Raw genomic sequence first — 16,107 nt, 5'->3', positions numbered from 1 at the left:
ATGGCGCGACGATAGACCCATGAGCCCGGGAGGGGTCCCGCCGCGCGACGGAGCGAACGGCGTCGCAGGTCAGGGCGCACGGTAGCGATCGACGTCCCTTCGGACCGGGGGTAACGTCGTCACGCGGCGCGCGCCTGGCGCCGATACAGGCCAGGAGCAAGCCCGAATTCCCGCTTGAATGCCTTGGCGAAGGCGAACTCCGACCCGTATCCCGCCCGTGCCGCCACCGTCGTCAGCGGTGCGTCGGACTCCTGCAACAGCTGCGCGGCGGTCGTCATGCGCCAGCGGGTCAGGTAGGCCATCGGCGGCTCGCCGACCAGCGCGTTGAAGCGGCGGGCGAAGGCCGCGCGGGACAAGCCGGACCGGGCGGCCAGGGATTCGACGGTCCACTGCGTCGCGGGCATTTGGTGGATCGCCGCCAGTGCGGGGGCGACCGCGGTATCGCGCAGGGCGGCGGCCCAGCCCTGAGCGGCATCCGCGGGTTGGTCGTCCAGCCAGGCGCGCAGGATGGCCTTGGTCCAGATGGTAGTTGCCGCACAGCAGGCTGGTGCGCGGTCCGTCACCGCCCAGCGACACGGAGCCGATGGGCATGCTGTCGCTGAACTGCTCGGGGCGGGGCTCCTCAGCCGGTGTCGAGGGCTGGTCGGCGAGGACGTGGCCGCGGCCGTCGCGTACGAAGACCACGTCGCCGGGGCCGAGCGGGATCGGCGCGGTGTCGTCCAGCGGGACGAGCCAGCATGTTCCGTGGAGCACCACGTGGAATCCCGCGCCCGCGACCGGCGGCAGCCGCAGCCCCAGATGCTGAGCGATTTGTTCGCTCAGGGCTGCCGATTGCTGCCGCAGTTCCTCAAGGGTCGGGCGGTCGTCGCTGCGCGGATTCCCCTGCGGCCCATCGTCCTGTCCCTGCTGCGGCGCGGGCGGCGGCGTCGGAGTATCCACCTATGCCACCACCTCACGCCATGGATGACACGGGGGCCGACGTCGATTCCGTGCACGCCGGCCACAGCGTCCGCCGACGCCGCCGCCTGAGCCGAGCCTCCGCGCCCAGTTGACGCTGCCGTTGTTCCCGCTGCTGTTCGTACGCCCCGACATAGGGCCGGACCATGTCCGCACCGTGGCCGTCCGGAGGCCCGGAGACCGGAGGCCCGGAGACCGGAGGCCCGGCCATGTGGCCGGGCCACCCCTTGGGGGCATGCGGCTGTCAGGCGGGCTGTGCGGCGGGCGCCGGGGCGGTGGCCTTGTGAGCCTTACTGGTCTCGCGGAGGGTCAGCAGGCCGGTGATCGCGATCAGCGCCGAGGTCAGGCCGTGGATGCCGAACGCGGCGGCGAGGGGGCCGTGGTGGGCCAAGACGTTGATCATGTCGCCGAACGGGGCGACGGCCTCCATCAGCAGGACCCAGCCCAGGGCGCGGCGGTGGCCCGTCAGCAGGAGGATGCCGATGACCAGGCCCATCGAGAATTCGCGGGTGCCCTTCATGATGAGGAAGCCGTCGCCGTTGCCGGCGGGCCAGGTCGGCAGGCCAACGCCTTGAGTGGACGCCTCCGGGGCCAGGATGAAGGACAACCCGAGGTAGAGGACGAACAGGGCGCAGACGGTGGCCAGGCCGGTGTTGACGTTCTTCAGCGACATGGTTCTTCTCCTTTGACGTTCAGCCTGGGGTGGGGCAGGGGCTCTGCGGCAGATGCGGCGGGCATAGCGGGGGCGGTCGATGACGTGCCAGATGACGCGGACCGGCGCGGGTGGGGGCAAGATCGCCTTACTCGGTCTCTGACCGCGCCGGCCTGCCGGTTCGTCTTCGCCGATGCCGGTTTTGCCGCGATCCCGCCACCACCAGTGAAGCCGTGATCCGCTGGGCCGCCATCGGCCTCACGACCCGGCGCCGCCCGGGGTGAGGATTTCCATGAGATGTCCGTCGGGGTCGCGGAAGTAGGCGCCCCTGCGGCCCATGGTGTGCTTACTGCGATAGATCTGCCCGATCTCTTGGCATGCAGGATCGCCGTAGTGGGTGATCCCGCCGTGCTGGATGCGGGCGAGGGCGGCGTCGAACTCCTGCTCGCTGACTATGAACGCGTAGTGGTGTGGCTCGAAGTCGTCCAGCTGGTCGTAGTCCAGACTGACCTGGTTGGCCAGCGCGACCGGCGTGAAGTGTGCCACCGGCGGATCGACACCCAGGCCGAGGATGTCGGCCAGGAACTGCGCCGAGGCTTGCGGGTCACGGGCGGGGACGATGGTGTGATTCAGTTCCACGGGCATGGTGACTCCTCTTCAGGGACAGGGCTACGCGTGGTGGGGCGCAAGGCGCGGCCGGCTTCGGGCTCGGCCTTGGCGACCCGGCATGGTGCATGGATGCGTGACTGCCGGGGGAGGGCAGGGCTTCTCCGGCTGCCCTCTCTGGCTGCAGCTGCCGTGTCATACGTTGATCTGCTCGAATATGTGCGGGTACGACACGATGTCGTCGCTGAACTCGGCCGCCATGCGCTGGAACTCCGGGCTGCCGAACGCCGCGGCGAGCGCCTCGGTCGACTCCCAGACCGCGACGTTCATCAGAAGCCGGCTGTCCGCCGTTCCCTTGTGCATCTGCAGGGAGACGAATCCCGGCTGAGCCTTCATGAACTCCGCCTGCCTCCGAAAGAGGGCCAGGAACGCTTCAGTCCTCTCCTTCGGGACGACGAAGGTGTTGGCCAGGACGATGGGTCCGGTCTTCTCCTTGAACTGCGCGAACATCGGCGTATTCGGGTCGAGACTCTGCAGCTTGGCCATTTTCGGTACTTCCTCTCGCTGTCGGTTGCCCCGCGGCACTGAGGCCGGCCACCGCCGTACTGGGTCCGGCGACGCTCACGACGCTCGCTATCTGTGGCACGACGGGATCTGACGGTCACTCAAGGGCATCGCTGGTGACACCAAGGGCCTCCAGCGACCGCGACCTTGCCAACGCTTGTTGGTCAACACCGTTGGCCAACGTTGTTGGCAAACGTAGAGCCGCAGCTCTGGACTGTCAACACCTGTTGGCCTACGCTTGTTGGCATGACCGGCACCCCGGAGAACCAGCAGGCCGCACGGCGTTCCGACGCCACCCGCGCCACGATCCTCGACGCGGCCCGCGAGCGGTTCGTGGCGGACGGTTACGAGAAGGCGACCATCCGGGCCATCGCGCGCGACGCGAAGATCGACCCGTCAATGGTGATGCGCTACTACGGCAACAAGGCGGGCCTGTTCGCGGCGGCCGTCGCGATCGATCCCGGGTTGCCGGGCCTGTCCCTCGAACCGCGCGAGGAGATCGGCCGTACGCTGGTGCGCCACTTCCTCACCCTGTGGGAGGAGAACGGGGAGCTCACCGCGCTGATGCGGGTCGGCGCCACCGACCCGGCCGCCGCCGATCGCATGCAGAGCGTGCTGCGCGAGCAGATGATCCCGCTGGCCCGCCGACTGGGCCACGAGCCGGAGCAGGCGCAGGCGCGGGCTGCACTGTGCGTCTCGACCGTGCTGGGGCTCGCGCTGACGCGCTACGTGCTGCGGTTCCCGGCGAGCGTGGCGCTCGGCCGCGAGGAGATCGTGGACTGGCTCGGACCCACGGTCCAGCGGTATCTCACCGCACCCACGCCCTGAAGAACGCGTCCAGGCACCCACCGCGACCTCGGTCACGGCGGATGCCCTCAAAGGGAAGACCGAAAGGATCAGCCCTGCTTCTGCGGCTTGCGGGACTTGCCGCCGAGCATCATGAGGCCGGCGGGCACGCAGCCGGAGGTCCACACGGCGACACCGTGGGCTGTGCCTTCCAGGGCTCCTGTACATGGTCTCCAAGACCGTCGGATACCTCCAAGACCCCAGTGCGCCGACCGGGTTGATCGCGGTGAACATGGTGCTGGGCATCGCGGAGACGGTCGGGCTCGCCACCGGCGCGCTGCTGCTGTCCCGGCACAAGATGGCCGGACGCTGGATGATCGTGGCAACCGGCGGTGTGGCGGCTCTGCACAATTCGACTGTCAGCGTGCAGTATCTGGCAGTGGGATGGCCACCAGTGATCGCCTTCGTCGTCGGCCCGGCGACGGCCGCTTTGGCGACCGCCGCCGTGATCGCGGCCGTACTCCCGTCCACCGGCCGCTGGTGCCTTCGCCGAAACTGAGTTGTCGTGAGCCGTCGTCCGTCGGAGCCTGCCTCAAGCGGCCAGGTCGTGCTCCATGCGCCGGTCGACCCGGGACCGGAGCGCCAGGGTCACAGCCGAGGTCAGGACGCCCGCGAGGAGCGCGCTCCACCACAGGACGGCGGGGCTCAGGGACGTGTAGACGGTGACGCCCAAGGTGAGGGCGCCGAACCGGGCCGCTCCCCACGTCCACTGGAAGGCCCCCTGGTAGCGACCGCGGGCGTGGGCCGGAGCGAGGCCGGCGACCATCGACGCGGCGATCCCCGCGACCACGACCTCACCGAGGGACCAGACGACCACGGACACGGTGTACACGGCCACGCTGTCGGCCACACCGGTCAGCGCCACGCCCACGGCGATCAGCACGCTGCCGCCCGCCTGCACGGGCAGCTGCGGAAGCCGGGCGAGAGTGGCCGTGGCGATCGGCTGGAGTGCGACCACGAACACCGCGTTGACCGCGGCCATCGCGCCGTAGACGGCCGGCGAGAGCCCGCTGTCGCGGATGGCCAGCGGCAGGGCGACCTCGGTCAGCGAGTAGACGAAGAGCTGGACTCCGAACAGCGGGAGCAGGGCGAGCAGCAGACGGTCGCGCAGGACTACGCCATAGCCGACACCGTCCGCCACCGCGCCCTTGTCCTCCGCGGCGGGGCGGGTCTCCCGCAGACGGGTGGCGACGATCGCCGCGTAGACCAGCATGGTGGCCACATCGACCGTGAACAGGAGCCAGAAGCCGTGTGCGGCGAGGAAGCCGCCGAGAACACCGGCCACGGCCGTTCCGATGTTGACACCCCAGCCGAAGAGCGCGTACGCGCGCTGCCGGCGGCCCGCGTCCACGGAGTCGGCGAGCAGCGCGTACGCGGCCGGGCTGATCATCGCGCCCGCCGCACTGAGCAGCAGGGCGGCGGCGGCCATCGTCAGCACCCCTGGCGCCGCGAACAGGGCGCCCTGCGCGGCGGATGCGCCCAGGAGACCGATCAGCATCGTGGTACGGCGGCCGATCCGGTCGGCGAGCAGGCCGCCGAGTGCCGGGCCGAGGAGGTTGCCCGCGCCCAGGGCGCCCAGGACATAGGTGGTCTCGGCGCCGGTGACGCCGCGCGCCGACAGGAAGAAGACCAGGAAGGGGGTGACGAGGTAGCCGAGCCGGTTGACGATCGTGCCGGCGAAGACGGTCCAGACGACGGACGGCAGGCCGCGGAATGTGGAGAGCATGCCTGGAGGGTGCGGGGTGACCCAGCACCCTTGCTATTGATTAAGGTGAGACCGAATCCATGGGTGGCCGTGGGCGTCGTCGGCAGGGAGATCGTATGGAGGCCGGGCTCAGCTTTTCCGCCGCGGACTTGGCACAGACCCGCTTCGCGGTCTCTCCGATGTGGGAAGTCGTCACCAGCTTTCGGCTGCTGCGCCGCACCGAGGGCGAGCCGCCACTGCACCGGCGGTGGTCGGCGCAGGTGCGGCCGCGGCTGGCGGAGGCGGGGCTCGACCGCGGCTGGCTGGCGGCGTTGATCCCCGAGGGCGGCTATCTCGCGGACTTCCTCAATCCGACCCCGGTGACCCCCTTCCCCACCCTCGCCGCCGAACTCGACGCGATCCGGCAGACCCCGCCGGAGCGCGTCCGCACCGAACTGGACATGCTCGGTGCCGAAGGGCGGGACATGGGCCGGCAGCCACGGATCCGGCTGCTCAGGGAGGCCCCTGAAGCGGCGCTGCGGAAGGTCACCGCCGAGATCGAGACGTACTGGGAGCTGGCGCTCGCGCCCTATTGGGACCGGATCCGGCAGCTGCTGGAGGCAGATGTGTTCCACCGGGCCCGGCAGGTGGCCGAGCACGGCGCCGGACATGTCCTCGGCGAGCTGCATGAGACCGTGCGCTGGGACGACGGCACGCTGCGCCTGGTGCACCGGCACTGCGGGCTGAGCCGGGACGAGGCCGGGGCAGGGCTGCTGCTGGTGCCCTCCGCCTTCGCCTGGCCACGGGTGCTCACCCGGTCCGTACTGCCCGACCCTCCGCAACTCGCCTATCCCGCGCGCGGAATCGGCACGCTGTGGGAGCCGCGGCACACGGGGTCGGTCGACGCGGTCGCGGCGGTGCTGGGCCGGTCCCGCACACTGCTGCTCGCGGAGCTGGACACACCCGCGTCGACGACGCAGCTCGCGGCGCAGTTCGGGATGTCTGCGGCGGGGGTGTCGCAGCATCTCACCGCGCTGCGCGGAGCGGGTCTGGTGACGGCACACCGGGCGGGCCGTTCGGTGCTGTACGCGCGCACAGCGGTGGCCGACGCGCTCATGGCGCCCGCCGGGGGCTAGTGCTTCCCGGCCGGGTTCGACGGGTTGCAGCTCGGCGCATCGTGTTGCTCGTCCAGGAAGCCGGTCGCAGCCGTGGCCGACATGGCTCCCGTGGTTCCGCCGAGGTTAGGACTGTACTCCTTAGGAGTACAGTCCTAAGAGGAGCGCCCTGCGAACCCTGGTCGGGCAGCTCAGGGGCTTCTACTTCGGGGCCACGGCGGCGACCGAAGCAGAGTCGCTGCGCCAGTTCGGCGCGGCCCTCGCGGCCCGCCTCCATGCCGTGGTCGGCGGCACGCCGGCGTACCGGCGGCAGTTCCTGGGGGACGATGTGCCGGGCAGCCTGAAGGAGTTCAACGACTGGATCTGCCGTACGGTCCTGTCCCCCTTCAGTCCTCTCTTCAGGGAGGCGCGGTACCTGGCTCGCCGAGGAAGCGGATATCCGGGACACCGCGCTGTACCTCTCGGTCCTCGCCGCCGTGGCTCAGGGCAACACCACCCGGGGCGGGATCGCAAGCTACATCGGTCGTAAGTCGGTCGACATCTCACACCCTCGCGCTGGCCTGCTTCAGCGCCGCAGGCTTCAGCGACGCGTTGCGCGGCGAGGCGGCACGCGGCGGCGACGCTGTACTGCTCATCGGCATCGACGAGCTCTACGGCGGGTCGGCGCCTGCCCTGCCACGCTGATCGGCCCGGCGCTCCAACGGCCCTGTCATGGCCCGCCCCCGCGAGGGTGGCGGCCTGACCCTGCCGAGGGCTTGCGGTCAGGGCCTGCGGAACACCTCGGTAGGCCGCCACGGTTCCGGGGCGGGCGGCAACGCGTTGAACTCAGGGAGCGGTATCCGCTGCGCCGCGTCTTGCGGCCCGGTCTCCTGCGCTGCTGTGGCATGGTCGGCGGCCACGCCGGTTGGGATCCACAGATGGCCGTCCCACTCCACGATGCCGCGCGGGGCGTCCGGATCGACATGCGCGGACCGCTCGGGTCCGTCGCCGAGAGGAAATTCCCGGCGGGTGCCGGGAGCCGGCCGTCGGCCGTCGCGCCGGTCGGCCCACTCGTTCAGCGGCTCGTCTTCCATCGGGCCCCTCCCTGCTCGTTCTCGCGCCTTCAGTCTGCCCGGGTCACTCGCACCGGCGAAAGGCCGCCTGGTCAGAGTGTGACGGACCAGCCGCCACGGGTCAGGGTGGTTGCTCCGTCCGGTGTGACGGTCACCCGGGCCCCGTACACCGGCAGTTCACCGTGTTCGATCCACCGCCACCGGATGCCGTCAAGGACGTCGTACAGGCGGCGGGGTCCGCTCTGGTGCACGGTGGCCGTCCGGGCGCCTGGCTTGGTGTGGGCGCGGGCCCATGACCCGTCAGGGTGCAGCATCCACACGAGGCGGCTGCCGTCGTCGTCGGTGCCGCTGCGGTGCTCGATACCAGGGGTCGTGAGGGACAGCATCGACCACACCTCCCACGCCTGCGCGACTTCAAGCACCGGGAACGGGGATTCGGTGACGCTCTCGCCGTCCTGGTCGCGGGCGGCCTTGAACAGGGCATCGAGCATGGGCGGGTAGTCGTCGCCGGTCCGGATCGTCATGAACTGGGCTCGGTCCCACTCGATCCGGCCCGTCGCGCCGCCGTCGTCAGTCTTGTCGGCTGCGAGGATCAGGCCGGTTCCGGTGAGCGTGGTCACCATCCGTCCGCCGGGCCGCAGCGCGCGCAGCCAGGATGCAGGGATTCGAGGCACAGAGACCATGGAAACGATGCGGTCGAACTCGCCGGGCAGCTCTGCCCTGGCGTCTGCGGTGACGACTCGGGGGTGCAGGCCGATGCTGTCGAGCCGGGCCGCCGCCACTTCGGTCAGGTAGGGGTCGACATCCATTGTGGTCACGTTGGCATCCCCGAAGCGCCGACAGGCGAGCGCGGAGCTGTAACCGGATCCAGTGGCCAGATCGAGCACGCTGCACTCTGCGGTGATCCTTCCGTGGCGGAGCATTCCGATCACGAGGCTTGGCAGCGTCGCCGATGACGTCGGGTGTCCGATGACCGGCCGACCGTCGGTCGCCTGGTCGGCGTGGACAGGGCCCACGCGGGTAATGACAGTCTGATCCGTGTGCGCGGCTCGCATCCACGCCGCCTCATCACCCGGGCCGTCGGCGACCGTCCAGCCATCGGCACCGGGGCTGAACCAGCGTGGCACGAACACGTGCCGCGGAGTCGACAGCACGGGCCCGTACCAGCGGGACGCCGGGTGGACGGCGGCCCGGCCCAGCTCCCGGGCGTATGGCTGCCAGCACCGTCTTCGATCAAGACCGGTGACGCCACCGGCTTGCAGATCAGCGGGCCGGGGATCTCGGCAGCGAACTCCCGCACCGCATCGTCCCGGTTCGTGATCAACGTGGGCGGGATCGGCAGCCCGCAGGCGCGAGCGACAGCGAGCTGCACGGGCTTGTACTCGGCCCGTGCCATGGCAGTCGGGTGGTTGACCCACCGGCAGGCCAGGGCCGACAGGACACCGCCGACACCGGCGCGGGCCTGCGCGGCGGCGAACCGTTCCTCTGGCCCGGTCATGCCGTCGGGGAACTGGAATGCCCCGGGGGCTCGGTAGTACACCGCGCCGACCCGGGACAGGTCCACCGTCCGGAACTCGGTGGCCAGTTCCCCCGCCCATGCCTGCGCCTGATCGATCCGCGCGCCGAGTGACAGCCCCTGTGGAAATTCGGCGGTGTCCATGCGGAACACCTCCGCTCCTCGGTCCGTCAGCTCACTCACGACCCGGTCCGTGGGCCAGTCATCCGCGGCGGCGATGATCAGGACGGGTGCGGTCATCAGTCCTTGGGCCCCTCATCGAGCTGCGGCGGGTTGGTGGTCGAGCCGTCCGGCACGGTCGGGGTGTGGGTGTTGGCCATGCAGGTCAACAAGCCCCCGTCGTAAGACAGGTTGACCTGACGAGCATGGTTGTAGACGGAGGCCGGGACGGTGACGGCGCCGGACGCGTCCAGCGTGCGGGCGAACCGCAGAGCCCAGGGACGTGTGTCCGGCCCGGACGGTGTCTCTGTGCTGTGCGGCAGCCTGCGGCCGGCGAGCGGGAACGCTTCCCGCGCCCGTTCCACGGGGGTAGTCAACGCCATCTCCTTCGGTCGATTCCTTGTGACGTTCGGGAGCGGCAGGGGTGGGGGTGGAGCTCATCGGTAGGTCTTCCCCGGTAGGGCGGTCTTCACAGACAGAGCTGTCGCGTGCGGACGCGGCCAGGCCGCCGGATCATGCCCGCGCATAACCGTGCGGGGGGCCGCCCGCGCCGTTCGAGACGGCTGTGGTGGCTATGGTGGCCATGGTGGCTACGGTGTGAAACGAACCGTTACCCTCGCCCAGCCGTCCGAACTCACGTACCTCCATTCGCCGACTTCGTCGGCCGATAGCATTGCCTCGGAGTACAGGGCTCCGACCAGGAGTTTCCAGGGCTCCGCTCGCTCGGTGGTTTCCTCGCGCGACAGATCGCGCAGCGACTTGTCGGCTGCCTTGAATATGGCAGTGCGGACATCGAAATACCGCGCACGGTCAGCTGTTCCTGTGGTGACACCGGCTGTGCTGATGAACGTCCATTCGGCGTGCCAGGGTCCATCTGCCATGGTGATCACTCCGGCGAAGTGCTCTGTGAGTTCTGTCTGCGCGAGGAGCCTGAGTTTGCGGTGAATATGAGACAGAGACACGCCGTGGTGTCGGCGTGTCGCCGTCCCATATTCACCGCAAACTCAGGGTGATCACCCGGCAGGGGCGGCGTCTATGCGGGCGCTACGCCTCGCTGGCGCTGGGCGTGAAGCCGGGCGATGGCTCGTAGCTGTCGCCGCTCATAGGGGGTGGCGGCGCGCACGGAGGCACAGTGCGATCGCCATGCGAGGCCCGTAGGACGAGTGAGGCAGACCAACGGCCCGTCAAAGTCGACGATGGTCCCGGGCATCTCGTAACGCCGGTCGTAGACCACCATGCCGACCGCAAGATTCGGCAAAACCCTGGCCCATTCCGCGCTGTTCATCGCCGCCCCAGATGCTGAGCGATCTGTTCGCTCAGGGCTGCCGATTGCTGCCGCAGCTCCTCAAGGGTCGGGCGGTCGTCGCTGCCCGGGTGCCCCTGCTGCTGCCCGCCCTGCCCCTGCTGCGGCGCGGGCGGCGTCGTCGTCGGGCTATCCATCTATGCCACCACCCTCATGCCATGGATGACGCGGGGGCCGATGTCGATTCCGTGCACGGCCAACCACAGCGTCCGGCGACGCCGCCGCCGCAACCGACCCTCCGCGCGCAGCTGGCGCTGCCGTTGTTCCCGCTGCTGTTCGTACGCGACGAGGTAGGGCCGGACCATGTCCGCCCCGTGGCCGTCCGGCAACCCGGATACCGGACGGGACTGGCCGGGGGAGCCGTTCGCGTACTCGGCCGACGCGGCCCCCGTAGGCGCCATCGGCTTGGCCCGGTGCCGCACGGCGGGGCCGTACTCGGCAGAATCGGCAGCACGGTGACGGCCATGGCCGGGAAATAACAGCCGCAGCAGCATTTCGAAGATCCAAGCGCTATGTTTACGCATGCTGTCGGCCTCCACGGGGTTGATCGCCACGCCCCCGGACCTTGCCCGTCGCGGGGGTTTTCTGTTTCTCCTCACAGCATCGGCCAATGTGAGTAGGGTCGGGAGAAGTTGGATATCCCGGGATCTCGCGGGATATCCCAACATCCCTATGGGAGAAGGGAACTCGAACGCATGGCACCGCCTTCACGCGAACTCACCCCCGACCGTTCCATCCGACATCTGTTCGGGTATCAGCTCCGCGTCAAACGCCAGGAAAGGGAGTGGAGTCTGGAGCGGCTGGCATCGGAAGCCCACTCCAGCCGCAGCCATCTGGCGCGTATCGAGGTGGCCGAGTACATGCCGCCTCGTGAGCTGCCGCCCATTCTCGATCAGATTTTCACTACAGGTGATCTCTTTGCGTCCCTGTACGCCCTGATGCGAAAGGAGATCCACCCCGACCAGTACCAGCGCCTGATGGAGCTGGAGGAGCGGGCGCGGACCGTAAAGGAGTACGCGGGGCAGCTCGTTCCCGGGATTGTCCAGACGAAGGAGTACGCCCGCGAGCTGATCCGCACCTCCATGCCGAAGGCGACCGCCGAACGGATCGACGAACTGGTCATGGCCCGTATGAGTCGACAGGAGCTCCTGCGCTCCGACCCGCCGACCGAGCTCGCGCTGGTCCTCGACGAAGCGGTCCTGAGGCGACCCATCGGCGGCCCGGCCGTGATGCGGGAGCAGCTTGCCCGGCTCATCGCACTCGTGGACACCCCGAACAGGGCAGTCCAGGTGGTCCCCTTCGACCACGGGGCGCACGCCCTGGTGGGGGGCGGTTTGAAGCTCATGACCCTCGACGACGGCACGGAGGTGGCGTTCGAGGAGAGCATCGGGACCGGCACGCTGCTGGAGGATTCGGAGCGTGTCAACGCCCTCCAGTGGTCCTACGATCTGCTCAGGGCCGACGCCCTGTCGCGACGCGAGTCGGCGGCGTTCATCCAATCCGTCATGGAGGCGCTACCCACATGAGCCATATCCCCGACCTCTCCCGTGCGGAGTGGGTCAAGTCCAGCTACAGCAACGGCAACGGAGGCAACTGTGTCGAGTGGGCACCCACCTGCTCCGCCTCCGGCGTCATACCTGTCCGTGACTCCAAGGTCCCCCACGGTGCGGCGCTGCTGTTCCCGGCGTCGTCCTGGTCGTCGTTCGTCGCGGCGGTCCGGGGCGGCGACTTCTCGACCTGCCAGCGGCGTTCATCCAATCCGTAATGGAGGCGCACCCACATGAGCAACGTCCGTAACGGGTTCCCGGCCCTGACGGGCCGATCTTTCAGCCGCAATGGTTGAGAGCCGCCGTTACCAGCACCAGTCAACAAAGCACGTTGGAGGTGACTGAAGTTGGCTACGTTCCGCGTAGGCGAGAAGACCCACCAAGCTGTGCTTCACCAGCAGCTTGCTCTGGAACTCGGCCCAGCAGACAACCCCGGGAACAGGGACGAAACGGGGGTCGAGCGCCGTGAGGCAACCGGCGTGGAACATGTGCGAGGTGAGATCCCCGCCGCTTCACCTGGCGGTGGGGGCGTCACCCCCAACCAGCCGGTTGGGGAGGAGCCGCGTGAGCGGCACCCCTTTGTGTTCGTGCTCGACAAGCACGGCCAACCATTACAGCCCTGTACACCCGCCAGGGCCCGCAAGCTCCTCAAGAGAGGACGCGCCGTCGTCCACCGGCACACCCCGTTCGCCATCCGTCTCAAGGACCGCGCCCTCGCCGAATCCGAGGTCGATGGCGTGGAGCTGGGTGTCGATCCCGGCAGCAAACACACCGGTATCGCCGCGTTCACCGCCCGAGCGGGAGAACGCAGGGGACGGTACGCAGTCCAGCTCGACCACCGGGGCGCGATCATCCGGAAGAAGATGGGGCAGCGCGCCGCCTACCGGCGCCGTCGCCGCACCTCGAACCTGCGCTACCGCGCCCCGCGCTTCAACAACCGCACCCGCCCCGACGGCTGGCTCGCCCCGTCCCTCCAGCACCGGGTCACCACCACCGTCTCGTGGGTGACGCGCCTCTCGCGCTGGGCACCGGTCCGCGCCGTGCATGTGGAACGCGTCGCGTTCGACACCCACGCCATCAGCGAGGGCAAGCCACTGGAAGGAGCCGAGTACCAGCGCGGCACCCTCCACGGCACCGAGATCCGCGAATACCTCCTGACCAAGTTCGGCCGCGCCTGCGTCTACTGCGGCATCACAGGAGTGCCGCTCAACATCGACCACATCCACCCCCGCAGCCGGGGCGGCAGCGACCGCATCTCCAACCTGGTCACCGCCTGCATCCCCTGCAACGAAACCAAATCCAACCGCCCCGTCGAGGAATTCGTACGCGACACCACCAAGCTCGCCAAGATCTTGGGCCAGGCCAGAGCCCCACTGCGGGATGCGGCAGCCGTGCAGTCCACCCGCTGGGCACTGTGGCGCGCCCTCGACCAGATACTGCCCACCCACGTCGCTTCCGGCGGTCGCACGAAGTGGAACCGCACCCGCTGCGGACTCCCGAAGTCCCACACACTCGACGCCCTCAACGTGGGCAAACTCGACACAATCACCGAAACCGCCACCACCATACTGGTCGCCGGATGCTCAGGGCGCGGCCGGCACCAGCGCACCAGCCCCGACCGCCACGGCTTCCCCCGCCGCACCAGCCCACGAATCAAGACCGTGCACGGCTACGCCACCGGCGACCTCGTGACCGCTTCCGTACCCAAGGGCAAATACACCGGCACCCACACCGGCCGCGTCGTGATCCGCACCACCGGCAAGTTCGATATCCGCACCCCTCACGGCCTCGCCGCAGGAATCCGACACACCAACATCCGCCTCCTCCAGCGAGGCGACGGCTACACCTACCAACCAGAATGCTCCCGCGCGTGAATGCGCGTCAGAACAATCCAAAGATGCCATTCCTCCCGGCCGTCGGATCGCCCCCTTTGAGGGCGAAGCGCTCCACGTGACCGAAAAGCTCGGGAACGAGTGCCCAACGCAGCGGCGTACCGGATGATCCGAGCCCGTTCCCGGAACCGGGTCGGCCAGGTCGGCCAGGTCGGCCAAGCGGTCATTGAGCCGGGCGGCGGGCGTGAAACCGCCGTGAAACCGCCGTGAACCTGGCCGCCCGCACCCTCTTGGGCATGACGACTTCCCGAACCCCCCGGGCCATCACGGCGACCGGGCTGCGCAAGGCGTACGGCGAGCAGGTGGTGCTCGACGGCATCGATCTGGACATCGCCGAGGGCACGGTCTTCTCGCTGCTCGGGCCCAACGGCGCCGGCAAGACCACCGTGGTCCAGATCCTGTCCACGCTGATCGGCGCCGACGGCGGTGAGATCCGCGTCGCCGGGCACGATCCGGCCAAGGACCCCGACGCGGTGCGGTCCGCGATCGGGGTGACCGGGCAGTTCTCGGCGGTGGACCAGCTGCTCACCGGCGAGGAGAACCTGCTCCTGATGGCCGACCTCAACTACCTGGGCCGGCGCGAGGGGCGGCGGCGCGCCGCCGAGTTGCTGGAGCGGTTCGACCTGGTCGACGCGGCCAAGAGGACGCCCGCCACCTACTCGGGCGGGATGCAGCGGCGGCTCGACATCGCGATGACCCTGGTCGGGCAGCCGCGCATCATCTTCCTCGACGAGCCGACCACCGGCCTCGACCCGCGCAGCCGGCACACCATGTGGCAGATCGTCCGGGACCTGGTGGCGGACGGGGTCACGGTGTTCCTGACCACGCAGTACCTGGACGAGGCCGATGAGCTCGCCGACCGGATCGCGGTGCTCAACGGCGGGAAGCTGGTCGCGGAGGGGACCGCGGAAGAGCTCAAGCGGCGGATTCCCGGGGGGCATGTCCGGCTGCGGTTCGCCGTGCCCGGCGATCTCGAACGGGCCGCCCGCGCCTTCGGCGAGGTCTCGCGCGACGACGAAGCGCTCACCCTCCAGGTGCCGAGCGACGGCAGCGTACGGGAGCTGAGGTCGCTGCTCGACTGGCTGGACGCCGAGTCGATCGACGCCGAGGAGCTGTCCGTACACACCCCCGACCTCGACGACGTCTTCTTCGCCCTCACCGAAAAACCCGGCCACCCGACCGACCGGACCCAGACCACCACCGCACAGAAGGTGAACGTGTGATGAGCAGCACCATGTCCCGGCCCCTGTCCCGGCCCCTCTCCCGTCCCCTGACCGACTCCATGACGATGCTGCGGCGCAACCTCCGGCACGCGCTGCGCTACCCCGCCATGACGATCTCCGTCGCCGCGATGCCGATCGTCATGCTGCTGCTGTTCGTGTACGTCTTCGGTGGCGCGCTGGGCACCGGTGTCGGCCCGATGGGCGGGGCGGGCGGCGGCGACACGGACTACATCGACTACGCCGCCCCCGGAATCATCCTGATGGCGGCGACCTCCGGATCGCTGGCGATGGCGGTGGCCATCTCCGTCGACATGACCGCGGGCATCATCAACCGGTTCCGTACGATGGCGATCTCACGGTCGTCGGTGCTGGTCGGACACGTCGTCGGCTGCGTCCTCCAGACGCTGATCGCCATCGCGCTGGTCACCGGGCTCGCGCTGGCCATGGGGTTCCGGCCGAACGCCACCGCCGTCGAATGGCTGGCCGTGCTCGGCCTTCTGGCGCTGGTCACCGTCGCGCTCACCTGGCTCTCCGCCGCCATGGGGATGGCGTGCAAGAGCCCCGAGACCGCGAGCAACGCGCCCATGCCGCTGCAGTTCCTGCCGTTCCTCGGCAGCGCGATCGTCCCCACGGACTCGATGCCGACCGCGCTGCGCTGGTTCGCCGAGTACCAGCCCTACACCCCGATCATCGAGACGCTGCGGGGGCTGCTGATGGGCACGGAGATCGGGAACAGCGGCGTCATCGCGGTGGCCTGGTGCGTGGGGCTCACTCTGGTGGGCTTCCTCTGGGCGCGGGCGATGTTCAAGCGGGAGCCCCGGCGTTAGCGGGCCCGGCAGTGCTCGCCGTGCCTGCCGTACCCGCCGTACTCCCGCGGAGCGGGCGTCAGGGGCTCGATCGCCGTCAGGGCCGTGGCCAGCAATTCTTCCCGCCCCAGGGCGGCGTACGAGGACACCGCGTCCTCGTACACCGCCCTGTCGGCCTGTTCGGC

Annotated in this window: 19 protein-coding genes and 2 pseudogenes; 9 read left to right on the top strand and 12 right to left on the bottom strand. The window is 69.4% G+C overall.

What is annotated here, in order from left to right:
• Window positions 1–119: 119 nt before the first annotated feature.
• The 4 genes and pseudogenes from ACWDSL_RS24630 to ACWDSL_RS24615 form a co-directional block, all read right to left on the bottom strand.
• Window positions 120–843: pseudogene (locus ACWDSL_RS24630) on the bottom strand (AraC family transcriptional regulator).
• A 358-nt stretch (window positions 844–1,201) separates the two neighbouring features.
• A complete protein-coding gene (locus ACWDSL_RS24625) occupies window positions 1,202–1,630 on the bottom strand; it encodes a DUF4267 domain-containing protein (protein WP_450488794.1) in 429 nt (142 codons plus the stop codon).
• Between the two features lie 237 nt (window positions 1,631–1,867).
• Window positions 1,868–2,254 carry a VOC family protein gene (locus tag ACWDSL_RS24620; RefSeq protein WP_450488792.1) on the bottom strand — a complete coding sequence of 129 codons (387 nt, stop codon included), beginning with the start codon at window positions 2,252–2,254 and terminating at the stop codon, window positions 1,868–1,870.
• A 156-nt stretch (window positions 2,255–2,410) separates the two neighbouring features.
• Window positions 2,411–2,761: an antibiotic biosynthesis monooxygenase family protein gene (locus ACWDSL_RS24615; RefSeq protein WP_450488790.1), complete on the bottom strand. Its 351-nt coding sequence runs from the start codon at window positions 2,759–2,761 to the stop codon at window positions 2,411–2,413.
• Between the two features lie 264 nt (window positions 2,762–3,025).
• Here ACWDSL_RS24615 and ACWDSL_RS24610 point away from each other — a divergent pair, with 264 nt between their 5' ends.
• Both ACWDSL_RS24610 and ACWDSL_RS24605 read left to right on the top strand, forming a co-directional pair.
• On the top strand, window positions 3,026–3,607 hold the full coding sequence (locus tag ACWDSL_RS24610) for a TetR/AcrR family transcriptional regulator (RefSeq protein WP_089509831.1): 582 nt from the start codon (window positions 3,026–3,028) through the stop codon (window positions 3,605–3,607).
• Between the two features lie 184 nt (window positions 3,608–3,791).
• Window positions 3,792–4,124: a hypothetical protein gene (locus ACWDSL_RS24605; protein WP_450488788.1), complete on the top strand. Its 333-nt coding sequence runs from the start codon at window positions 3,792–3,794 to the stop codon at window positions 4,122–4,124.
• A gap of 33 nt (window positions 4,125–4,157) precedes the next feature.
• On the opposite strand, the gene ACWDSL_RS24600 is transcribed toward ACWDSL_RS24605, so the two are convergent.
• Window positions 4,158–5,351 carry an MFS transporter gene (locus tag ACWDSL_RS24600; RefSeq protein WP_450488786.1) on the bottom strand — a complete coding sequence of 398 codons (1,194 nt, stop codon included), beginning with the start codon at window positions 5,349–5,351 and terminating at the stop codon, window positions 4,158–4,160.
• A 95-nt stretch (window positions 5,352–5,446) separates the two neighbouring features.
• Between ACWDSL_RS24600 and ACWDSL_RS24595 the strand changes: the two genes are divergently transcribed.
• Entirely contained in the window at window positions 5,447–6,445 is a 999-nt protein-coding gene (locus ACWDSL_RS24595; protein ID WP_450488784.1) for a DUF5937 family protein, read from the top strand.
• Between the two features lie 235 nt (window positions 6,446–6,680).
• Window positions 6,681–6,975: pseudogene (locus tag ACWDSL_RS24590) on the top strand (ATP-binding protein); the annotation flags it as partial.
• A 210-nt stretch (window positions 6,976–7,185) separates the two neighbouring features.
• Here ACWDSL_RS24590 and ACWDSL_RS24585 read toward each other — a convergent pair.
• The 7 genes from ACWDSL_RS24585 to ACWDSL_RS24555 all read right to left on the bottom strand — a co-directional run bounded on the left by ACWDSL_RS24585 (window position 7,186) and on the right by ACWDSL_RS24555 (window position 11,008).
• Window positions 7,186–7,497 carry a DUF6087 family protein gene (locus tag ACWDSL_RS24585; protein ID WP_450488782.1) on the bottom strand — a complete coding sequence of 104 codons (312 nt, stop codon included), beginning with the start codon at window positions 7,495–7,497 and terminating at the stop codon, window positions 7,186–7,188.
• A gap of 71 nt (window positions 7,498–7,568) precedes the next feature.
• The gene (locus ACWDSL_RS24580) at window positions 7,569–8,408 is read right to left on the bottom strand and encodes a protein-L-isoaspartate O-methyltransferase family protein (protein WP_450488780.1); all 840 of its coding nucleotides are present in this window, start codon (window positions 8,406–8,408) and stop codon (window positions 7,569–7,571) included.
• Window positions 8,405–9,232, bottom strand: coding sequence for an MvdC/MvdD family ATP grasp protein (locus ACWDSL_RS24575; RefSeq protein ID WP_450488778.1), 828 nt, complete (start codon window positions 9,230–9,232; stop codon window positions 8,405–8,407). The genes ACWDSL_RS24580 and ACWDSL_RS24575 overlap by 4 nt, the downstream gene beginning before the upstream one ends.
• Window positions 9,232–9,528, bottom strand: a complete 297-nt coding sequence (gene tgmA / locus ACWDSL_RS24570; protein ID WP_450488776.1) for a putative ATP-grasp-modified RiPP — start codon at window positions 9,526–9,528, stop codon at window positions 9,232–9,234. Before tgmA ends, ACWDSL_RS24575 begins: the two co-directional genes overlap by 1 nt.
• Window positions 9,529–9,741: 213 nt before the next feature.
• Window positions 9,742–10,032, bottom strand: coding sequence for a hypothetical protein (locus tag ACWDSL_RS24565; protein WP_450488774.1), 291 nt, complete (start codon window positions 10,030–10,032; stop codon window positions 9,742–9,744).
• Between the two features lie 400 nt (window positions 10,033–10,432).
• Window positions 10,433–10,591, bottom strand: coding sequence for a hypothetical protein (locus ACWDSL_RS24560; RefSeq protein WP_450488772.1), 159 nt, complete (start codon window positions 10,589–10,591; stop codon window positions 10,433–10,435).
• On the bottom strand, window positions 10,592–11,008 hold the full coding sequence (locus tag ACWDSL_RS24555) for a hypothetical protein (protein ID WP_450488770.1): 417 nt from the start codon (window positions 11,006–11,008) through the stop codon (window positions 10,592–10,594).
• Window positions 11,009–11,149: 141 nt separating this feature from the next.
• On the opposite strand from ACWDSL_RS24555, the gene ACWDSL_RS24550 reads away from it, so the two are divergent.
• The 5 genes from ACWDSL_RS24550 (at window position 11,150) to ACWDSL_RS24530 (ending at window position 15,943) form a co-directional block, all read left to right on the top strand.
• The gene (locus tag ACWDSL_RS24550) at window positions 11,150–11,980 is read left to right on the top strand and encodes a helix-turn-helix domain-containing protein (RefSeq protein WP_450488768.1); all 831 of its coding nucleotides are present in this window, start codon (window positions 11,150–11,152) and stop codon (window positions 11,978–11,980) included.
• Entirely contained in the window at window positions 11,977–12,219 is a 243-nt protein-coding gene (locus ACWDSL_RS24545; protein ID WP_450488766.1) for a DUF397 domain-containing protein, read from the top strand. The genes ACWDSL_RS24550 and ACWDSL_RS24545 overlap by 4 nt, the downstream gene beginning before the upstream one ends.
• A 261-nt stretch (window positions 12,220–12,480) precedes the next feature.
• Entirely contained in the window at window positions 12,481–13,875 is a 1,395-nt protein-coding gene (gene iscB, locus ACWDSL_RS24540) for an RNA-guided endonuclease IscB (protein ID WP_450488764.1), read from the top strand.
• Between the two features lie 254 nt (window positions 13,876–14,129).
• Entirely contained in the window at window positions 14,130–15,116 is a 987-nt protein-coding gene (locus tag ACWDSL_RS24535; RefSeq protein WP_450488762.1) for an ATP-binding cassette domain-containing protein, read from the top strand.
• On the top strand, window positions 15,116–15,943 hold the full coding sequence (locus tag ACWDSL_RS24530) for an ABC transporter permease (RefSeq protein ID WP_450488760.1): 828 nt from the start codon (window positions 15,116–15,118) through the stop codon (window positions 15,941–15,943). The genes ACWDSL_RS24535 and ACWDSL_RS24530 overlap by 1 nt, the downstream gene beginning before the upstream one ends.
• Window positions 15,944–16,107 lie beyond the last annotated feature (164 nt).

The sequence above is a fragment of the Streptomyces sp. NPDC000941 genome (assembly GCF_053599555.1).
The sequence above is the reverse complement of the archived record's forward strand: the minus strand, read 5'-3'. Positions and strand labels throughout refer to the sequence as shown.

What these genes read in the sequence shown, in the direction of transcription:
- ACWDSL_RS24625 (WP_450488794.1), bottom strand. Translation starts at nt 1,630, where the DNA reads ATGTCGCTGAAGAACGTCAACACCGGCCTGGCCACCGTCTGCGCCCTG.
- ACWDSL_RS24620 (WP_450488792.1), bottom strand. Translation starts at nt 2,254, where the DNA reads ATGCCCGTGGAACTGAATCACACCATCGTCCCCGCCCGTGACCCGCAA.
- ACWDSL_RS24615 (WP_450488790.1), bottom strand. Translation starts at nt 2,761, where the DNA reads ATGGCCAAGCTGCAGAGTCTCGACCCGAATACGCCGATGTTCGCGCAG.
- ACWDSL_RS24610 (WP_089509831.1), top strand. Translation starts at nt 3,026, where the DNA reads ATGACCGGCACCCCGGAGAACCAGCAGGCCGCACGGCGTTCCGACGCC.
- ACWDSL_RS24605 (WP_450488788.1), top strand. Translation starts at nt 3,792, where the DNA reads ATGGTCTCCAAGACCGTCGGATACCTCCAAGACCCCAGTGCGCCGACC.
- ACWDSL_RS24600 (WP_450488786.1), bottom strand. Translation starts at nt 5,351, where the DNA reads ATGCTCTCCACATTCCGCGGCCTGCCGTCCGTCGTCTGGACCGTCTTC.
- ACWDSL_RS24595 (WP_450488784.1), top strand. Translation starts at nt 5,447, where the DNA reads ATGGAGGCCGGGCTCAGCTTTTCCGCCGCGGACTTGGCACAGACCCGC.
- ACWDSL_RS24585 (WP_450488782.1), bottom strand. Translation starts at nt 7,497, where the DNA reads ATGGAAGACGAGCCGCTGAACGAGTGGGCCGACCGGCGCGACGGCCGA.
- ACWDSL_RS24575 (WP_450488778.1), bottom strand. Translation starts at nt 9,232, where the DNA reads ATGACCGCACCCGTCCTGATCATCGCCGCCGCGGATGACTGGCCCACG.
- ACWDSL_RS24565 (WP_450488774.1), bottom strand. Translation starts at nt 10,032, where the DNA reads ATGGCAGATGGACCCTGGCACGCCGAATGGACGTTCATCAGCACAGCC.
- ACWDSL_RS24560 (WP_450488772.1), bottom strand. Translation starts at nt 10,591, where the DNA reads ATGGATAGCCCGACGACGACGCCGCCCGCGCCGCAGCAGGGGCAGGGC.
- ACWDSL_RS24550 (WP_450488768.1), top strand. Translation starts at nt 11,150, where the DNA reads ATGGCACCGCCTTCACGCGAACTCACCCCCGACCGTTCCATCCGACAT.
- ACWDSL_RS24545 (WP_450488766.1), top strand. Translation starts at nt 11,977, where the DNA reads ATGAGCCATATCCCCGACCTCTCCCGTGCGGAGTGGGTCAAGTCCAGC.
- ACWDSL_RS24535 (WP_450488762.1), top strand. Translation starts at nt 14,130, where the DNA reads ATGACGACTTCCCGAACCCCCCGGGCCATCACGGCGACCGGGCTGCGC.
- ACWDSL_RS24530 (WP_450488760.1), top strand. Translation starts at nt 15,116, where the DNA reads ATGAGCAGCACCATGTCCCGGCCCCTGTCCCGGCCCCTCTCCCGTCCC.